Origin of the sequence: Arthrobacter sp. ISL-85, from assembly GCF_018613675.1 — a bacterium.
GTDB lineage: Bacteria > Actinomycetota > Actinomycetes > Actinomycetales > Micrococcaceae > Arthrobacter.
The window spans coordinates 167,743-180,920 of record NZ_JAGGPQ010000011.1 but is presented as its reverse complement, the minus strand read 5'-3'; the positions used below and the strand labels follow the sequence as shown (position 1 = coordinate 180,920).

Annotated in this window: 18 protein-coding genes; all 18 read left to right on the top strand. The window is 64.3% G+C overall.

What is annotated here, in order from left to right; all coding sequences use genetic code 11:
* Nucleotides 1–263: 263 nt before the first annotated feature.
* Nucleotides 264–1,133, top strand: a complete 870-nt coding sequence (locus J7I84_RS08960) for a hypothetical protein (RefSeq protein WP_214943621.1) — start codon at nt 264–266, stop codon at nt 1,131–1,133.
* Complete coding sequence (locus tag J7I84_RS08955) at nt 1,130–1,636, top strand: hypothetical protein (protein WP_214943618.1); 507 nt, start codon at nt 1,130–1,132, stop codon at nt 1,634–1,636. Before J7I84_RS08960 ends, J7I84_RS08955 begins: the two co-directional genes overlap by 4 nt.
* Nucleotides 1,633–2,070, top strand: a complete 438-nt coding sequence (locus J7I84_RS08950) for a hypothetical protein (protein ID WP_214943615.1) — start codon at nt 1,633–1,635, stop codon at nt 2,068–2,070. Before J7I84_RS08955 ends, J7I84_RS08950 begins: the two co-directional genes overlap by 4 nt.
* A 135-nt stretch (nt 2,071–2,205) precedes the next feature.
* On the top strand, nt 2,206–3,192 hold the full coding sequence (locus J7I84_RS08945; RefSeq protein WP_214943612.1) for an HNH endonuclease: 987 nt from the start codon (nt 2,206–2,208) through the stop codon (nt 3,190–3,192).
* Nucleotides 3,193–3,227: 35 nt separating this feature from the next.
* Nucleotides 3,228–3,527, top strand: a complete 300-nt coding sequence (locus J7I84_RS08940) for a VRR-NUC domain-containing protein (RefSeq protein WP_214943609.1) — start codon at nt 3,228–3,230, stop codon at nt 3,525–3,527.
* On the top strand, nt 3,524–4,336 hold the full coding sequence (locus tag J7I84_RS08935) for a hypothetical protein (protein WP_214943606.1): 813 nt from the start codon (nt 3,524–3,526) through the stop codon (nt 4,334–4,336). The genes J7I84_RS08940 and J7I84_RS08935 overlap by 4 nt, the downstream gene beginning before the upstream one ends.
* Complete coding sequence (locus J7I84_RS08930; RefSeq protein ID WP_214943603.1) at nt 4,336–4,641, top strand: hypothetical protein; 306 nt, start codon at nt 4,336–4,338, stop codon at nt 4,639–4,641. The genes J7I84_RS08935 and J7I84_RS08930 overlap by 1 nt, the downstream gene beginning before the upstream one ends.
* Before the next feature lie 19 nt (nt 4,642–4,660).
* Nucleotides 4,661–4,849 carry a hypothetical protein gene (locus tag J7I84_RS08925; RefSeq protein ID WP_214943600.1) on the top strand — a complete coding sequence of 63 codons (189 nt, stop codon included), beginning with the start codon at nt 4,661–4,663 and terminating at the stop codon, nt 4,847–4,849.
* Between the two features lie 351 nt (nt 4,850–5,200).
* A complete protein-coding gene (locus tag J7I84_RS08920; RefSeq protein WP_214943598.1) occupies nt 5,201–5,413 on the top strand; it encodes an HNH endonuclease in 213 nt (70 codons plus the stop codon).
* A gap of 76 nt (nt 5,414–5,489) precedes the next feature.
* Nucleotides 5,490–5,780, top strand: a complete 291-nt coding sequence (locus tag J7I84_RS08915; RefSeq protein ID WP_214943595.1) for a type II toxin-antitoxin system VapB family antitoxin — start codon at nt 5,490–5,492, stop codon at nt 5,778–5,780.
* A 65-nt stretch (nt 5,781–5,845) separates the two neighbouring features.
* Nucleotides 5,846–6,088 carry a hypothetical protein gene (locus J7I84_RS08910; protein WP_214943592.1) on the top strand — a complete coding sequence of 81 codons (243 nt, stop codon included), beginning with the start codon at nt 5,846–5,848 and terminating at the stop codon, nt 6,086–6,088.
* Nucleotides 6,078–6,599 (top strand): transposase, encoded by a 522-nt coding sequence (locus tag J7I84_RS08905; protein WP_214943589.1) that lies wholly within the window; start codon nt 6,078–6,080, stop codon nt 6,597–6,599. The genes J7I84_RS08910 and J7I84_RS08905 overlap by 11 nt, the downstream gene beginning before the upstream one ends.
* Before the next feature lie 3 nt (nt 6,600–6,602).
* Nucleotides 6,603–8,201 (top strand): hypothetical protein, encoded by a 1,599-nt coding sequence (locus J7I84_RS08900; protein WP_214943586.1) that lies wholly within the window; start codon nt 6,603–6,605, stop codon nt 8,199–8,201.
* 15 nt (nt 8,202–8,216) lie between these two features.
* A complete protein-coding gene (locus J7I84_RS08895) occupies nt 8,217–8,453 on the top strand; it encodes a hypothetical protein (protein ID WP_214943583.1) in 237 nt (78 codons plus the stop codon).
* Between the two features lie 10 nt (nt 8,454–8,463).
* The gene (locus J7I84_RS08890) at nt 8,464–10,404 is read left to right on the top strand and encodes a phage portal protein (protein ID WP_214943579.1); all 1,941 of its coding nucleotides are present in this window, start codon (nt 8,464–8,466) and stop codon (nt 10,402–10,404) included.
* The gene (locus tag J7I84_RS08885) at nt 10,401–11,405 is read left to right on the top strand and encodes a hypothetical protein (protein WP_214943576.1); all 1,005 of its coding nucleotides are present in this window, start codon (nt 10,401–10,403) and stop codon (nt 11,403–11,405) included. Before J7I84_RS08890 ends, J7I84_RS08885 begins: the two co-directional genes overlap by 4 nt.
* 17 nt (nt 11,406–11,422) lie before the next feature.
* Nucleotides 11,423–12,655 carry a phage major capsid protein gene (locus J7I84_RS08880; protein ID WP_214943573.1) on the top strand — a complete coding sequence of 411 codons (1,233 nt, stop codon included), beginning with the start codon at nt 11,423–11,425 and terminating at the stop codon, nt 12,653–12,655.
* A 93-nt stretch (nt 12,656–12,748) separates the two neighbouring features.
* Nucleotides 12,749–13,177 (top strand): hypothetical protein, encoded by a 429-nt coding sequence (locus tag J7I84_RS08875; RefSeq protein ID WP_214943570.1) that lies wholly within the window; start codon nt 12,749–12,751, stop codon nt 13,175–13,177.
* Nucleotide 13,178: the final 1 nt, after the last annotated feature.

The following is a 13,178-nucleotide window of genomic DNA, read 5'->3' as shown; positions in this document are numbered from 1 at the left end:
GCAGCGACCAGCGCCCAGAGTTGTGCGCGATGGGCTCCGGCACCCGCCGGCAACCCACCCCCGGATGCAACTGCCCAGCATGGCGGTACCACCCGGCCTACCCCAGACCAACCAACCCCGATTGCGCGAAACACGGAGAGGCCAAGCATGAACCCTGACTGCCGAGACGGGAAACACGCATCATGCAGCGGCGACGGCTGGGAAGCAGACGCCGACCAGCCCGCCCCCTGCCCCTGTGAATGCAACCAAGAAGCGAGAGCCGCATGATCCTCACCGTCAACACACTGGACCTCCGACAAGCCCTCATGGCCGTCACACCCCACACCGGCGACCCGAAGCTAAGCCAGGCGCTCGCCGTCGTGCACTTCACGGCCACGGACGGCATGCTTCACGTCACCGCGTGCAACACCGTAACCCTGGGGCACGCTGTGGCCTCGGTCTGGGAAGCGGAAGGCCTGACCGGCGATGTGAACGACGACGCCTTCAACCTCCCGGCCGACGTCGCGAAAGAGCTGCTCACCATCTTCAAAGCCAAGGGCAAGCAGCCCGAGGACGAGATCGGGGACACGCTCCGCATCACCGTCCGCGATTCCAGCATCACGTTCGTGGACGTCTCTGGGCTGTTCCCTGGCAAGGAGTTCAAGATCCCGCGGGAGGACGACAACGGCGAGTTCCCCCTTGCCTTCGGGCGCCTCCTGATCCAGGCCGTCCTGTCCGACCGGGTGATGCCGGAGCGCCTGGTGGCGGCCGGCCGACTCGTGCGCCTCTTCGCCACAGCCTCGCAGGCCTACGGGGAACCGCTGGTCATCGAACCCACCGAGGACGCCAAGCGCATCCTGATCAGCTGCGGTGAATCCTTCCTCGGCCTCCTGATGCCCATCCGCTCAGAAGACGGATCCACCGTAGCCAACGAACTGAATGCCTTCCGGGAGGGATGGATGAACCGGCTCCCCGAACTGGCTCACGCCGGCGGCGGCAAGCATCCCGAATCGCCCAAACCAGGGGACGCCAACTTCCTCCGCGACGGCCATGGCTTCCACGGGTCCGTAACCGTCAGCTCCGGCAGCAAAGTCCAGGACATCACCGACGCCGTCTTCAACCGAGTAGTAGAGATAGTGGAGCCCCACCTATGAGCACAGAAGCAAAGTCCCTTACCGGCATTCTCGAAGACCTCTGGGACGGCGGCAACGCTACCGGCCTTGATGGCTGGATCGGCCCAGGGCGTGGAGCCGGTGAAGTCGATGACCAAGCCATCTGGAACCGCGACCGAGACGTAGAGAAGGCACTGGCCGCAGTGACGCTGGCTGGGAGCCAAGTACTCGTTGAAGTGGCCGACGAACGTGGGCGCCAGACAGCCAAGTGGGGCCAACAGGACCACCCGAATGGTACGGGCCCCGCCAAACTGCCAATGCCGTATGGCAGCGGTTCTTGGAGCGCCGCCGTAGCAGCCGAAAGACTGAAGCTCATCACTGAGTGTTCCGCTCAAGTCGGCCTATGTACCTGGCTGCACATTCTCAGGGAAGAAGTCTTCGAAGCTTTCGCTGAGGATGACCCCGCCAAGCTTCGCGCCGAGCTGATCCAGGTAGCTGCCGTAGCCGTCCAGTGGGTGGAAGCCATCGACAGGGGCAAGCAGTGAACGAGCTGGAGGGAATCAAAGCCCGCCTCCAAGAAGCCACACCCGGACCATGGGAGTGGGACGGGCCCGAACACATCCGCCAGTCACTTCGAGGCGCTGAAGCGCAGGAAATCCTGCAGTGCGGTGCGCTGCTGTACCCGGAGTACCGGAACGCTGAGTTGATCGCTAACGCTCCCCGAGACCTGGCCCGCCTCGTGGCCGCCGTCGAAGCCGTGGAGAAGGTGCACGAGCCCGTGGCCATCTATGAGACGGACGACGCGGGACAAGTGCAGGACGACAAACACGTCAGAGACATCTGCGGAACGTGCTCAGACTCCTCCGTAACGGAGAGCCTGGATGACGGCAACTATGACCTCGCTGGCGAATACGGCGAGGTCGGCTGGCCATGCCCCACCCTCAAGGCCGCCACCGCAGCGCTTGAGGAGGAGCGTTGACCATCGTGCCGACAACGACCAGGGACATCTACCTCCCGGACGAACTAGATCACCCAGCGCTCGCCGATCCAGAAGGTATCGAGCTGGTGCAGGCAATCCACGACCGCAAGAACGCAAAGGAAGTAGGTCCATCCAGTGCCATGGCTGAAAGAGGGCGATGCGGCGGCGAATCACCCTATCGTCCTGTCGGCGCTGGAGATGGAGGACGCGGACGACCGGATCCTGAATGAGTGCTTCGGATGGGTGAACCGGTGCGCAACGCAGTCGGCCGCGTACGAGAAGGACTACATAATCACGATTGGCACTGCCCGACAGATGGCCGGATCGATCACCCGGTATCACGCGCTGGTCAAGGCCGCGAAGTTCTGCGGCTACCTGACTGACACGGAGATCATTGTGGACGGCGAGGTGCGCCAGGCGTTCAAGCTCGTGGAGGACAACGACCTCTTCCACATGATCCTGAAGGACGAACGAGCTTGGACGAACCAAAGGAAGAAAGACCAACGGAACCCTGAGCTCACGGTGCCGGTCCGGCACCGTGACGGGGACGCATGCAGATACTGCGGGAAGACCGTCAACTGGTCAGATCGGGTATCAGGACGCGCCGGGTCCTACGACCACACCAACCCAGGCCGAAAGGCCACCGTGGAGACTTACGTCGTCTGCTGCAAGGCCTGCAACGGCCAGCGCGCTGACGACCCGGACAGCACGTGGGAAACCCTGCCTGCTCCAACGGAACCGCTCTATGGCCCACAAACCGTCGAGTTCCTTGCGAACCACGACGTAATTGTGACCCCCACCTACACCAGGCCAGAACCACAAGTTAAAGCAGAGGACACGCCTCCTGTTGAGCAGCCCACGTCGGCCGCTCCGGGAAAGGGCGAGGCAACGGCACCTACCGGCCCGTCCAGCGACTCAGCCGACCCGGGGGCAACGGCATCACCGGCCCACGACCTAGGCAGATCATCTGGCACCGGGCTTGGTCACAGGTCTCCCAGACCAAGCCATGTCGGGACGGGACGGGACGGGACGGGTCAGGTAGGGAAGGGAGCCCAGCTCCCCACCCAACCTCCGAAGAACAAATCAAAGCGAAGACGCCCCCGATCCAGAGGACGGAACTGAACATGCCTGCCCAACGACTTTCATCGCCTAACCCCATGTCTGAAGATCAGTTCCAAACAGCTGTCATCGAGCTTGCCAAGCTCAACGGATACCGCCTGATCTACCACACACATGATTCGCGCCGCTCAGTTGCTGGCTTCCCGGATCTCGTCCTGGTTAGTGAGCACCGGCAGCGCGCCCTGTTCCGTGAACTGAAGACCAGCAAAGGCCGCCTGTCCCCTGCCCAGTTCGACTGGATCTCCAGCATGCAGCTCGCCAAGCTCAACGCCGGCGTCTGGCGCCCCGAGGATCTGACCAACGGGCACATCCTCAACGACCTGAGAGGCAAGGCATGACCACTCCCCTGGAGCTTGAGGAGAAGTACCGGGTGACTGTGGGCGGCGCGGTCGTCCTGCTGCCCTACACCCTCGCGAAGAAGCAGACCGTCTACGCCGAACTGTGCATTTTCCACGACGAAGAGCCAGCGAAAGCAGCACCTGGATCACACTTGTGCCCGGCCTGCATCGAATGGCTCCGGTCAGCCCTCACCGACGTTGCCAAGTACTGGCCCGATCTGGAGGATGCGCTTGCACCAGCTGGTGGCCGCGCTGCTTCAGCGGAGCGTGTGGGCGGGACAGGCGACCTATATCCGCCGTTGCCGATCAATGGTGAAGTCTCGGACATCATGCGCGCTGCACGCCGTGCGATCTGGTTGACCGTGGGCAAGCTGATCCAGGACCGTCCGGAGCAGCGCCTGCCGCTCGACCACGGTACTGGTGTACTCGCTGACTGGCTGGCTCGCTGGCATGTGGAGTACCTTGCCACTCACCCATCGGTCGAGCATGTGGAAGCTGTCGGTTGGGATCTCGCCAAGATAGCCCGGCAGATGAGGGAAGCTGCCTACCAGTCCCCGCCCATCGAGGTGGACATCGACGGCAACTGCCACCAGCTGATGATCAACTCCCGGGGTGAACGAGTCCCCTGCACGGGCAAGGTCTCGGCATGGACCCAGGGTGATGGCCGCGTGGTGATCCGGTGCAGCCTGGACATCACCCACCGTGTGCCGGCAGACCAGTGGTTCGCCACCGCCGGCCGCCGCACACCCCGCCCAAACCGGGCAATGGAGACACTCAAGAAGAAGTACCTGACCGGAAGGAAAGCGTAATGACTGACCAGCAGGGCAACAACGTGGACGGCGAGGTCTATGTCCCGTACCAAGGCACCGTACAGAAGACAGCGAAGGAGTTCCTGATGGAGCAAGTGGAACCGGCCGTCCAGAAGACGGCGTCTCTGCCGCTGTTCGCCCTTGTCCGAAATCCGGAACGGCCCAGCCGTGCATGGATCTGCAAGCTGGGCGAGGGATCGGAACACACCACCTACTCAATGATCGCCGAGGGTGAGTGGTCGAAGCTCAGCGAAGACATCGACTACCTACACGCAGGAGAGGACGCGCTTCATGGCCCACGATAGCGGGACGTCGCATGAACCAATGAGTAACGAACGACTCCAACAGATCAAGGCTCACTTCCAACTGGTCGCTATGGAAGGAGAGGACCGCCACCACCGCGGCGAACCGTGGCCGGACGTCGTCGGCAGGCAGCATACAGCGATCTTTGAACTACTTCGGGAAGTGGAGCGGCTTACCAAGGACCGGAAACGGGGAAGACATGCAGCCTGACGCATCAGATGAATGGATCGTGGCGTTCGGAATCGGGGGCTACGTCTGTTCCGAATGCGGCACACCCACCGAGAGCGAGCCCTGCGAAGAGCACCAGCCGGAAGCATACGCAGCCATGGAGTAAGGAAAGAACGCCACGCCGACACGCGCAGCTTCCCGAACATCCTTGACTTAGTCCTCTAAATTATGGGGTGAGCTGGTGTTTCGCACCCAGCCACAAACCAGAGCCTCGACCGGTTAGCCGGCGGGGCTCTTCCCATGTCTGGTAGGAGGTCCGGTTCAGTGAGTAAGCGGGCCGGTCGGGCTGGTGGAAAGTGGCGAACCCTGGTCGCTAACCAGAGGGCAAAGCGCTTGGACTGTGCAATCTGCCAGCAGCCGATCGATTACAGGCTGAGGTACCCGGATGAGGACAGCTTCAGCGTGGACCACATCAAGCCACGATCGACGCACCCGCACCTCGCCGAGGAACCAACCAACCTGAGCAGCACGCACCTTCGCTGCAACAAAGCGCGCGGTGACCGTGAGGTGAAGCCCGGCCTCGGGCACGCTGTCCAGTCCTGGTGAATGAGCGGGAGGTTGGCTGGCGTTGTTCCGTGGCATCATCTCCCGCGACGACGGCGAACCTTGGGGACAGACCGGGATGACATCCGCCAAGTGGCTGCACGTTCCGACCATGACGGTGTGCATCGCTGACCTGGTCGCTACCCAGCCCGGCATCCTGCTCCATGCCCTGGTCAATGGCAGCCACCCGGTTGGTGGTGACGCACATCCCCACGTCATCGAGTGGGGCGGCACGCTCTACCTCGAAGACGGACACCATCGTGCTTTACGCGCTTTGATCGACGGCGAACAGACGCTGACGGCCCGGGTCCTGAGGGTAGGGGCCGGAAAATCTCTGGGGCTGGACGACCGGGGAGGCTTCGCCGGGTAGTGTCCTCCCCCTCCCCGTACCCCCCACCCCCCTTAGCGAAAACCCGACCCCGAGGAGCATCAAACGTGACCGTCGTAATCCGCGCCATCCCGGCCAACGTCATGCACCAGCACCAGTTCGGCGAACGGTTCTTCAGCACGGCGGGCATGACGTGGCAACAGCAGAGGGATCTGAAAGCAGAACTGGTGGAACAAGGCTGCCTAGTCCAAGAGATCTACCTGTTGGACCCGACGCAAGTGCTGATCGAGCGACGCGTCCGCGAGGAGCTCCAAGCAGAATCGGAAAAGGACTCGACGGATGGCCCGTAAGCGCCGCAGCTACACCGCCGAGTACAAGGCACAGGCAGCCCAGCTGGTTCTGAACTCTGGCCGGGCGATCGCCGACGTAGGCCGGGAGCTGGACATCCCGGAGCAGACGCTTGGCCGGTGGGTGTTCGACGCCCGCGAGGCGGCCGGCGAAGATCCCCGGGCCCCACGCCAGGTGAACTTCCAGACGCCGCTGCCTCCGGATCCAGTCGCGTTCACAGTGTTCCCCGGACCGTCGCTGCTTGAGGAGGTCCGGGAGGCCATCGCCAAGATGACCACCGAGGACAAGGACCGCGGTCTGGTCGCGCTCGCCGAACGGTACGCCCACATGATCGAGGAAGTGGCGAAGGCCGGCGGCAAGGAAGCGGTCTCGGTGATGTACCTCGGGCCTCACCTGTTCAACATGCTCAAGGAACTGGGCGGCACGCCGATGCAGCGCGCCGGCATGGGCAAGCCCGGCGAGAAGAAAAAGAGCCGCCTGGAGCTGCTGCGCGGAGGTCGGGAGGCGGTGTAATCCATGGCTAACGCGGCCGGCAAGCCCAAGCTGTACGGCTGCGAGACACCACGGATCTACACCCCGGAGCGCCGGGAACTGACCCGGGAGACGTCCAAGGGCTTTGAGTGCATCGACTTCGCTGAGCAGGTCCTGGACATACCGCTTTTCCCCTGGCAGAAGTGGCTGCTGATCCATGCCCTTGAACTAAACGAGGATGGGTCCTTCCGCTTCCGGACCGTCGTCCTGCTGGTCGCCCGGCAGAACGGCAAGTCCACCCTGATGCAGGTCCTCACGCTGTGGCGGATGTACATGGACGCCGCGAAGCTGACTATCGGCACGGCCCAGAACCTGGACATCGCTGAGGAAGTCTGGCGGGGCGCCGTAGAACTCGCTGAGGGTGTCCCGGAACTCAAGGACGAAATCGAGCGGATCGACAAGACCAACGGCAAGAAGGCGCTGGAGCTGTCCAGCGGCGAACGGTACAAGGTGCAGGCGGCGAACCGCCGTGGTGGCCGTGGCCTCTCCGCTGACCTGGTCGTCTTGGACGAGTTGCGCGAGCATTCCAGCTGGGATGCCTGGGCGGCGATCTCCAAGACGACGATGGCCCGGTTCTTCGCTCAGGTCTGGGCTGTCTCCAATGCCGGCGATGCTTCATCGATCGTGCTGCGGTTCCTGCGGAACATGGCGCACATGTCCCTTGGGAACCCGGACGGCCTGGAAGACGTCGTCATGCCCGACTTGGATGAGGGCGACGAGGCCGACGCCGACTCAACAGGACTGTTTGAGTGGTCGATGGCTCCGGGGATGTCGATGTGGGACCGTCACGGCTGGGCACAGTCAAACCCGTCCATGGGCCACGTGCCGAGCCTTGAGAAGGCGATCGCGGCCGCGGTGAAGGGCGAACCTGAAGGGCTTGTCCGGACCGAGGTCTTCTGCCAGTGGCTGGACACGACAGCTGATGGGCCGTTCCCTCCGGGCCGGTGGGAAAAGGGCGCGGACCGGGAAGACATGATCGTCGGGAAGTTCGCTTTCTGCGTGGACGTCTCCTGGGACCGCACAACCGCCCATATCGGGGTTGCGGGCTTCAACGCAGACGGCGTTCTCCGCGTCCAGGTGGTCGCCTCCCGCTCCGGCACGGCGTGGGTGGGCCCGTGGTTCGATTCACCCCCTGAGGGCCAGACAGTGGCCCGTAAGAGCAACCCGGATCTGGTCGGGGTGACGCTGCAGAAGAACGGCGCCCCGGTGTCGTCACTCCTGCCCGAGCTGGAAGCGATCGATGGGCTGAACGTCATCCCCTGGGAAGGGTCTGACCTGTCCCGCTGGACCGGCATGTTCTATGACCGCGTCCGGGGCAACGAGATGGACGACGACGGCGAGCCGATCAAGCCCGAAGACGTTGAGCCGGACATCAGCCACCCCGGGCAGCCGCTGCTGAACGTGGCGGCTGCCACCGCCTTGGCCAAGCCCTCCGGGGACGCGTTCTTCTGGGACCGCGGGAAGTCCCCGAACGATGTCGCCCCGCTGGTCGCTGTGACTGGCGCGGCCGGCTGCTTCCTGGTCCATGGCACGGTCCCCGAGAAGGTCAGCAAGTACGAAACGCAGGACCTGCTGGTCCTCTGACGAAAGGGGTCCGGTATGGCTCGCAAAGACAGGCTGCTCCGGGACGCGGAGCGCGGCAAGTTCCTGATCACCATCTCATCGGAAGGCGGCGCTGAGGAGTCCTTCGAGGGCGTCCTCGTGGAGTGGGACGACGAACACGTTGTCCTGGCCGCCGCTTTCTCGGTGGCCGAGACCGGGGACCGGCTGAAGCTGGACGGTTACATGTGGCTCCCCCGGCCACGGATCAAGTACATGCAGGCAATCACAACCTAGAGGAGGTCAGGTGTTCCTTTCTGATGGAGCCGTGGTCCCCAACCAGGTTGACACGATCGGTGACCGCACCCCGATGTTCGCGGACGCCTCCTACTACGCCTCCGGCTCAATGCAGCTCTCCGGGCTGTGGGCAGCCTACGGGGCGCTGTACAAATCCCAAATGTGGGTCGGCACCCTGGTCCGGAAGCTGGCAATGGCCACCGCGCGCATGCCGTTCGACGTCAAGCGCGCGGGAGTCGGCAATGAGCAGACCCCGGAGGCCGGGGCCCTGACAGATCTCATGCTGCGGCCCAACCCGCGGATGAGCGGATTCAAGCTGTGGCAGTGGACATCCTCCACAAGGGACATCTACGGCGAGGCGTTCTGGCTCAAGCTCCGCGACGACAAGGGCGTAGTCCGCGAGCTGCACCCGATGCACCCCACCAACGTCGTTGTCCGCAGGATGGCAGACGGGACGCTGGGGTACATCTACTCCGCCGGCGTCCGGGACGTGTCGATGCTGCCACCGATCCCGGAGACCGATGTCGTGGCCTTCACGACTTATAACCCGGACACCCTGAACCGCGGCCTCTCCAACCTGGAGAGCCTCCGGATGACGCTGCTGAACGAGGACGCCTCCCGGCGGGCCACGGCCAGCTTCTGGGACAAGGGCGCCCGCCCCTCGGTCGTGCTGCACACGGACAAGACGCTCAGCCAGCCGGCCATTGACCGGTTGAAGGCCCAGTTCGGGGCTGCCCACGGCGGCGCGGACAACATGGGCGGCACGGCGATCTTTGAGGAAGGCATCACCCCGACCGTCATTCAGCTGAACATGGAGGAAATGCAGTACATCGAGTCCCGGAAGCTCAACCGGGAAGAGGTGTGCGCCGCCTATGACGTGCCCCCGCCCGCGGTGCACATCCTGGACCATGCGACCTTCTCCAACGTCACTGAGCAGCTCCGGTCGCTCTACCGCGACACGATGGCGCCCAGGTTCGTGGACTTCGAATCGGTCATCAACCACCAGCTGGTCCCGGACTTCTACAGCCCTGGCGAGGTTTTCACCCGGTTCAACATGGATGAAGTCCTCAGGGGTGACTTTGAGGTCCGCGCCGAATCGGTGAACAAGCTGATCCAGGTGGGCGTCCTCAAGCCCGCCGAGGGCCGGCCGATGTTCAACCTCGCCCCGGCAGGGCCCGAGGCGGACAAGCTCTACGGCAACGCCGCGTTGGTCCCGCTGGGGTCCAACGCCTCTGGGCCGCCGGCAGTAGCGACGGATGGAAGTCCGATGCCGATGCCGCTGCCAGCACCGCAGGCTGGGAAGGCGGTCACGGTTCGTGCCGTGATGGGAAAACTCGCACGGGTCAAGGGCAATAAGCCCGCGATCCGGGAAAAACTCGTTGAGCTGCACCAACAGGAGCTGGGCAAGTTCTTCGACAGCCAGGTTGCCTCGCTGAAGGCCTTTGATCCCACCGACTGGGACGAGCAGCTGGCGGACATCCTGCTTCCGCTCTCGCAGGCCACAGCACAGGCGATCGGCGCGGACGTGGCCGACAGCCTGGGCGGCGAGTACGACCCGGACCGGATTGGGGACTACCTGTCCACCGAGGCGGCTGAGTCAGCAAAGAGCATCAACGAGACCACCGCTGATCAGGTGGAGGCCACGTCGGATCTGTCCGCACTGGGGGCGCTGCTGCTGGCTCGGGCCGCGCAAATCGCGCTGTCCAGGGTGGCGTTCATAGGCGGGCTGGCCTCCCAGGTCGCTGCAGAGCAGAACGAGGCGGCCACCAAGACGTGGGTTGTGAATTCCAAGAACCCGCGTCCATCGCACGCGGCGATGGCCGGCGAGACGGTCAAGCTCGGCGAGACCTTTTCCAACGGCATGAACGGACCAGGGGACATCACCGGCGGCGCCGATGAGGTGGCCGGCTGCACATGCGACCTCGAATTCAGCAAGGAAGGCAAGCCATGACCATTGTTCGCAAGGACGCCACGATCACCCCAACCGGTGATGACGAGGACTTCCCCGGCACGTTCGAGGTAGTTCTCTCCGCGCCCACCCAGGACCGCGACGGGGACACGCTGCTCCCCGACGACTGGAAGACCCCGCTGCCGGAGAAGATCACGTTCGACTCTGACCACGGGATGAGCGTGGCCACCACGGTTGGATCCGGTACCCCCCGGATCGATGAAAAGTCGGGCAACCTGATCGTCGCCGGCACGTTCTCATCGTTGCCCCGGGCCCAGGAAGTCAGGACGCTGGTCAAGGAAGGCCACATCGACCGGACGTCGGTGGCCTTCATGACCGAGAAGACCCAGAAGGACGGGGCAACGGTCACCAAGCGTGAGCTGCTCAACGGCGCGTTCGTGGCGATCCCCTCCAACCGGGAGGCCGTGGTCCTGTCCTCAAAGGGCATCAAGGCCGGCGCCCGGAACAGTGCAGCGGATGCCGAGATGATCCAGGGCATCCACGATCACGCCGCGACGCTGGGCGCGGACTGCTCGGCCGCCAAGTCCTTCCGGCGCAGTGCACGGACCACAGCGAAGAGCATCGCCGGTTCGCTGGAGGCCACCCAGGACCGGGCCCGCGACGCCCTTCAGGACGCTAACCCCGGCGCCTGGTCCTGGCTCCGTGGGACCGTCCCGGACGGTAACGGCGGCGGCTACCTGGTGTTCGAACTGGAGAACCCCGAAACCTACGACTGCGAGACATTCAAGCAGTCGTACCAAGACGACGGCAGCGTGGTCACCCTCACGGGTGACGCGGTGCCGGTGGACGTGATGGAGACCATCACGCCCGACCCCGATGAAGATGCTTCTGATGCTTCCGGCACAGACCCCGCCCCCGCAGCCGGCGCCCCCGTGGCCCCCGCAGCCGGCGCGAAGTCTGCCCCCGTAGTCGACGGGCCTTCAACCGAAATAAGCGCCCGAGCCGCCCGGCTCCGGCTGCTGCACACCTCACTTGAAGACTGATCCGGAAAGGAATCATCATGACCACTCTGCTTGAAGCGAAGAACAAGGTCCGCGAACTTTCGAAGAAGGGCCTGGAGGTCGCCGAATCGACCACCATGACCTTCGCCGAACAGAAGAACGCCCTCGACCCCATCGAGGCGGACATCAAGAAGTACATGGACGAAATCAAGTCCATCGAGTTCGTCGAGGAGAAGCGTAAGAGCTTCCTCGCCGCTGCCGGCGTCGAGTCCGGCGACGAAGCCCCGGCTGAGCCGTCCAACACGGGCGCCAAGTCCATCGGTGCCCAGTTCGTCCAGTCCGCCGGCTACAAGGGCCTGGTCGAGCGCGGCCTCAAGGGCGGCCAGTGGTCCACCGGCGACGTCGAGGTCAAGACGACCCTCACCGAAGGCACCGCCGGCACCCCCGGCGGCGGCTACTCCACCGTCCAGAACCCCACGGTCCTGCCCGGCGTCGTGGACATCAAGACCCGGCAGCTGACCATCTCGGATCTCTTCCCCGGCGGCACGACCAGCACCCCGCTGATCCGCTACCTCGTGGAAACCGCCATCACCAACGCCGCCGCAGCGGTCGCTGAAGGCGGCCTGAAGCCCGAATCTGCACTGGCCTTCTCCAAGGTGGACGAGGTCCTCCACAAGGTGGCCACCTTCCTGCCGATCTCGGACGAGATGCTCGAGGACTGGGCACAGGCACAGTCCTACATCGACGCCCGCCTCATCCTGTTCATCAAGCTCGCCGAAGAGGCGCAGCTGCTGAACGGTGACGGCACCGGCGCGAACCTCGTGGGCCTGCTCAACCGCCCCGGCCTCGCCACACCGATCGTCAAGGGCACCGCCCCCTCGGTCGCCGCGGACAATGGCATGGACGCGATCTACCGGCAGATCACCCAGATCCGCACCACGGCATTCCTGGAGCCGGACGCAATCGTCATCGACCCGCTGGGCTGGCAGACACAGGTCCTGTCCAAGAACAGCCAGGGCGCCTACTACGCCTCGGGCCCGTTCGTCAGCGAACAGAACCAGTCCCTCTGGGGCAAGCGAGTCGCAGTCACCCCGGCACTGGCAGCGAACAGCTCCTTGGTCGGCGCATTCCAGCAGGGCGGCCAGATCTTCCGTAAGGGCGGGATCACCGTGGAAGCCTCCAACTCCCACGCCGACTTCTTCCAGAAGAACCTGACCGCCATCCGCGCCGAGGAACGCCTCGCGCTCGCGGTGTACCGGCCGGGTGCTTTCGGACAGGTCACCGGCCTGTAGCCAGCCCCTCGATCTCTGCGGCCCCAGGCGTGACTTCCACCGCGCCCGGGGCCGCAGAACACCCCGATCAAACACTTTCTTGAGGAGGTCATCATGGCCCGCAGAAGCAAGCCCCAGGACCCGGACCTGTCCCTCGTGGAATCCGCAGGCAACGTCGAGTTCGACGCTGCCCCGGTAACCGTGGAGCAGCCGGCAGAGAACCAGAGCACCGGCAACGTCGAGTACGAAGCCCCCGGCACCACCGAGGTCAGCTACTACACCGAAGACGTGGTCGTCAGGGCCGAGACGCCCGGGCCCGTGACCTTCACAGTCGCAGGCCTCCCGGGCGGCCAGTACCAGGAACCGGAGGCGACGGTAGAAGCGGCCGCTGACACACCGGCCGAGAAGGACGGGACGGAGACCACAGTGACCGACGATTCGACTGCCGAGGCCAAGACCGTTGACCCCGGCGCGGTGGAGACCAAGGTCGTCACCGCACCGGACGCAGCCCCAGCTGAGACAACCACAGCTGAGGTGAAGTAGA

Bases quoted from the DNA above. Each gene is read 5' to 3' on its own strand.
- J7I84_RS08960 (WP_214943621.1), top strand. From the start codon at position 264: ATGATCCTCACCGTCAACACACTGGACCTCCGACAAGCCCTCATGGCC.
- J7I84_RS08955 (WP_214943618.1), top strand. From the start codon at position 1,130: ATGAGCACAGAAGCAAAGTCCCTTACCGGCATTCTCGAAGACCTCTGG.
- J7I84_RS08940 (WP_214943609.1), top strand. From the start codon at position 3,228: ATGTCTGAAGATCAGTTCCAAACAGCTGTCATCGAGCTTGCCAAGCTC.
- J7I84_RS08935 (WP_214943606.1), top strand. From the start codon at position 3,524: ATGACCACTCCCCTGGAGCTTGAGGAGAAGTACCGGGTGACTGTGGGC.
- J7I84_RS08930 (WP_214943603.1), top strand. From the start codon at position 4,336: ATGACTGACCAGCAGGGCAACAACGTGGACGGCGAGGTCTATGTCCCG.
- J7I84_RS08925 (WP_214943600.1), top strand. From the start codon at position 4,661: ATGAGTAACGAACGACTCCAACAGATCAAGGCTCACTTCCAACTGGTC.
- J7I84_RS08915 (WP_214943595.1), top strand. From the start codon at position 5,490: ATGACATCCGCCAAGTGGCTGCACGTTCCGACCATGACGGTGTGCATC.
- J7I84_RS08905 (WP_214943589.1), top strand. From the start codon at position 6,078: ATGGCCCGTAAGCGCCGCAGCTACACCGCCGAGTACAAGGCACAGGCA.
- J7I84_RS08900 (WP_214943586.1), top strand. From the start codon at position 6,603: ATGGCTAACGCGGCCGGCAAGCCCAAGCTGTACGGCTGCGAGACACCA.
- J7I84_RS08895 (WP_214943583.1), top strand. From the start codon at position 8,217: ATGGCTCGCAAAGACAGGCTGCTCCGGGACGCGGAGCGCGGCAAGTTC.
- J7I84_RS08885 (WP_214943576.1), top strand. From the start codon at position 10,401: ATGACCATTGTTCGCAAGGACGCCACGATCACCCCAACCGGTGATGAC.
- J7I84_RS08880 (WP_214943573.1), top strand. From the start codon at position 11,423: ATGACCACTCTGCTTGAAGCGAAGAACAAGGTCCGCGAACTTTCGAAG.
- J7I84_RS08875 (WP_214943570.1), top strand. From the start codon at position 12,749: ATGGCCCGCAGAAGCAAGCCCCAGGACCCGGACCTGTCCCTCGTGGAA.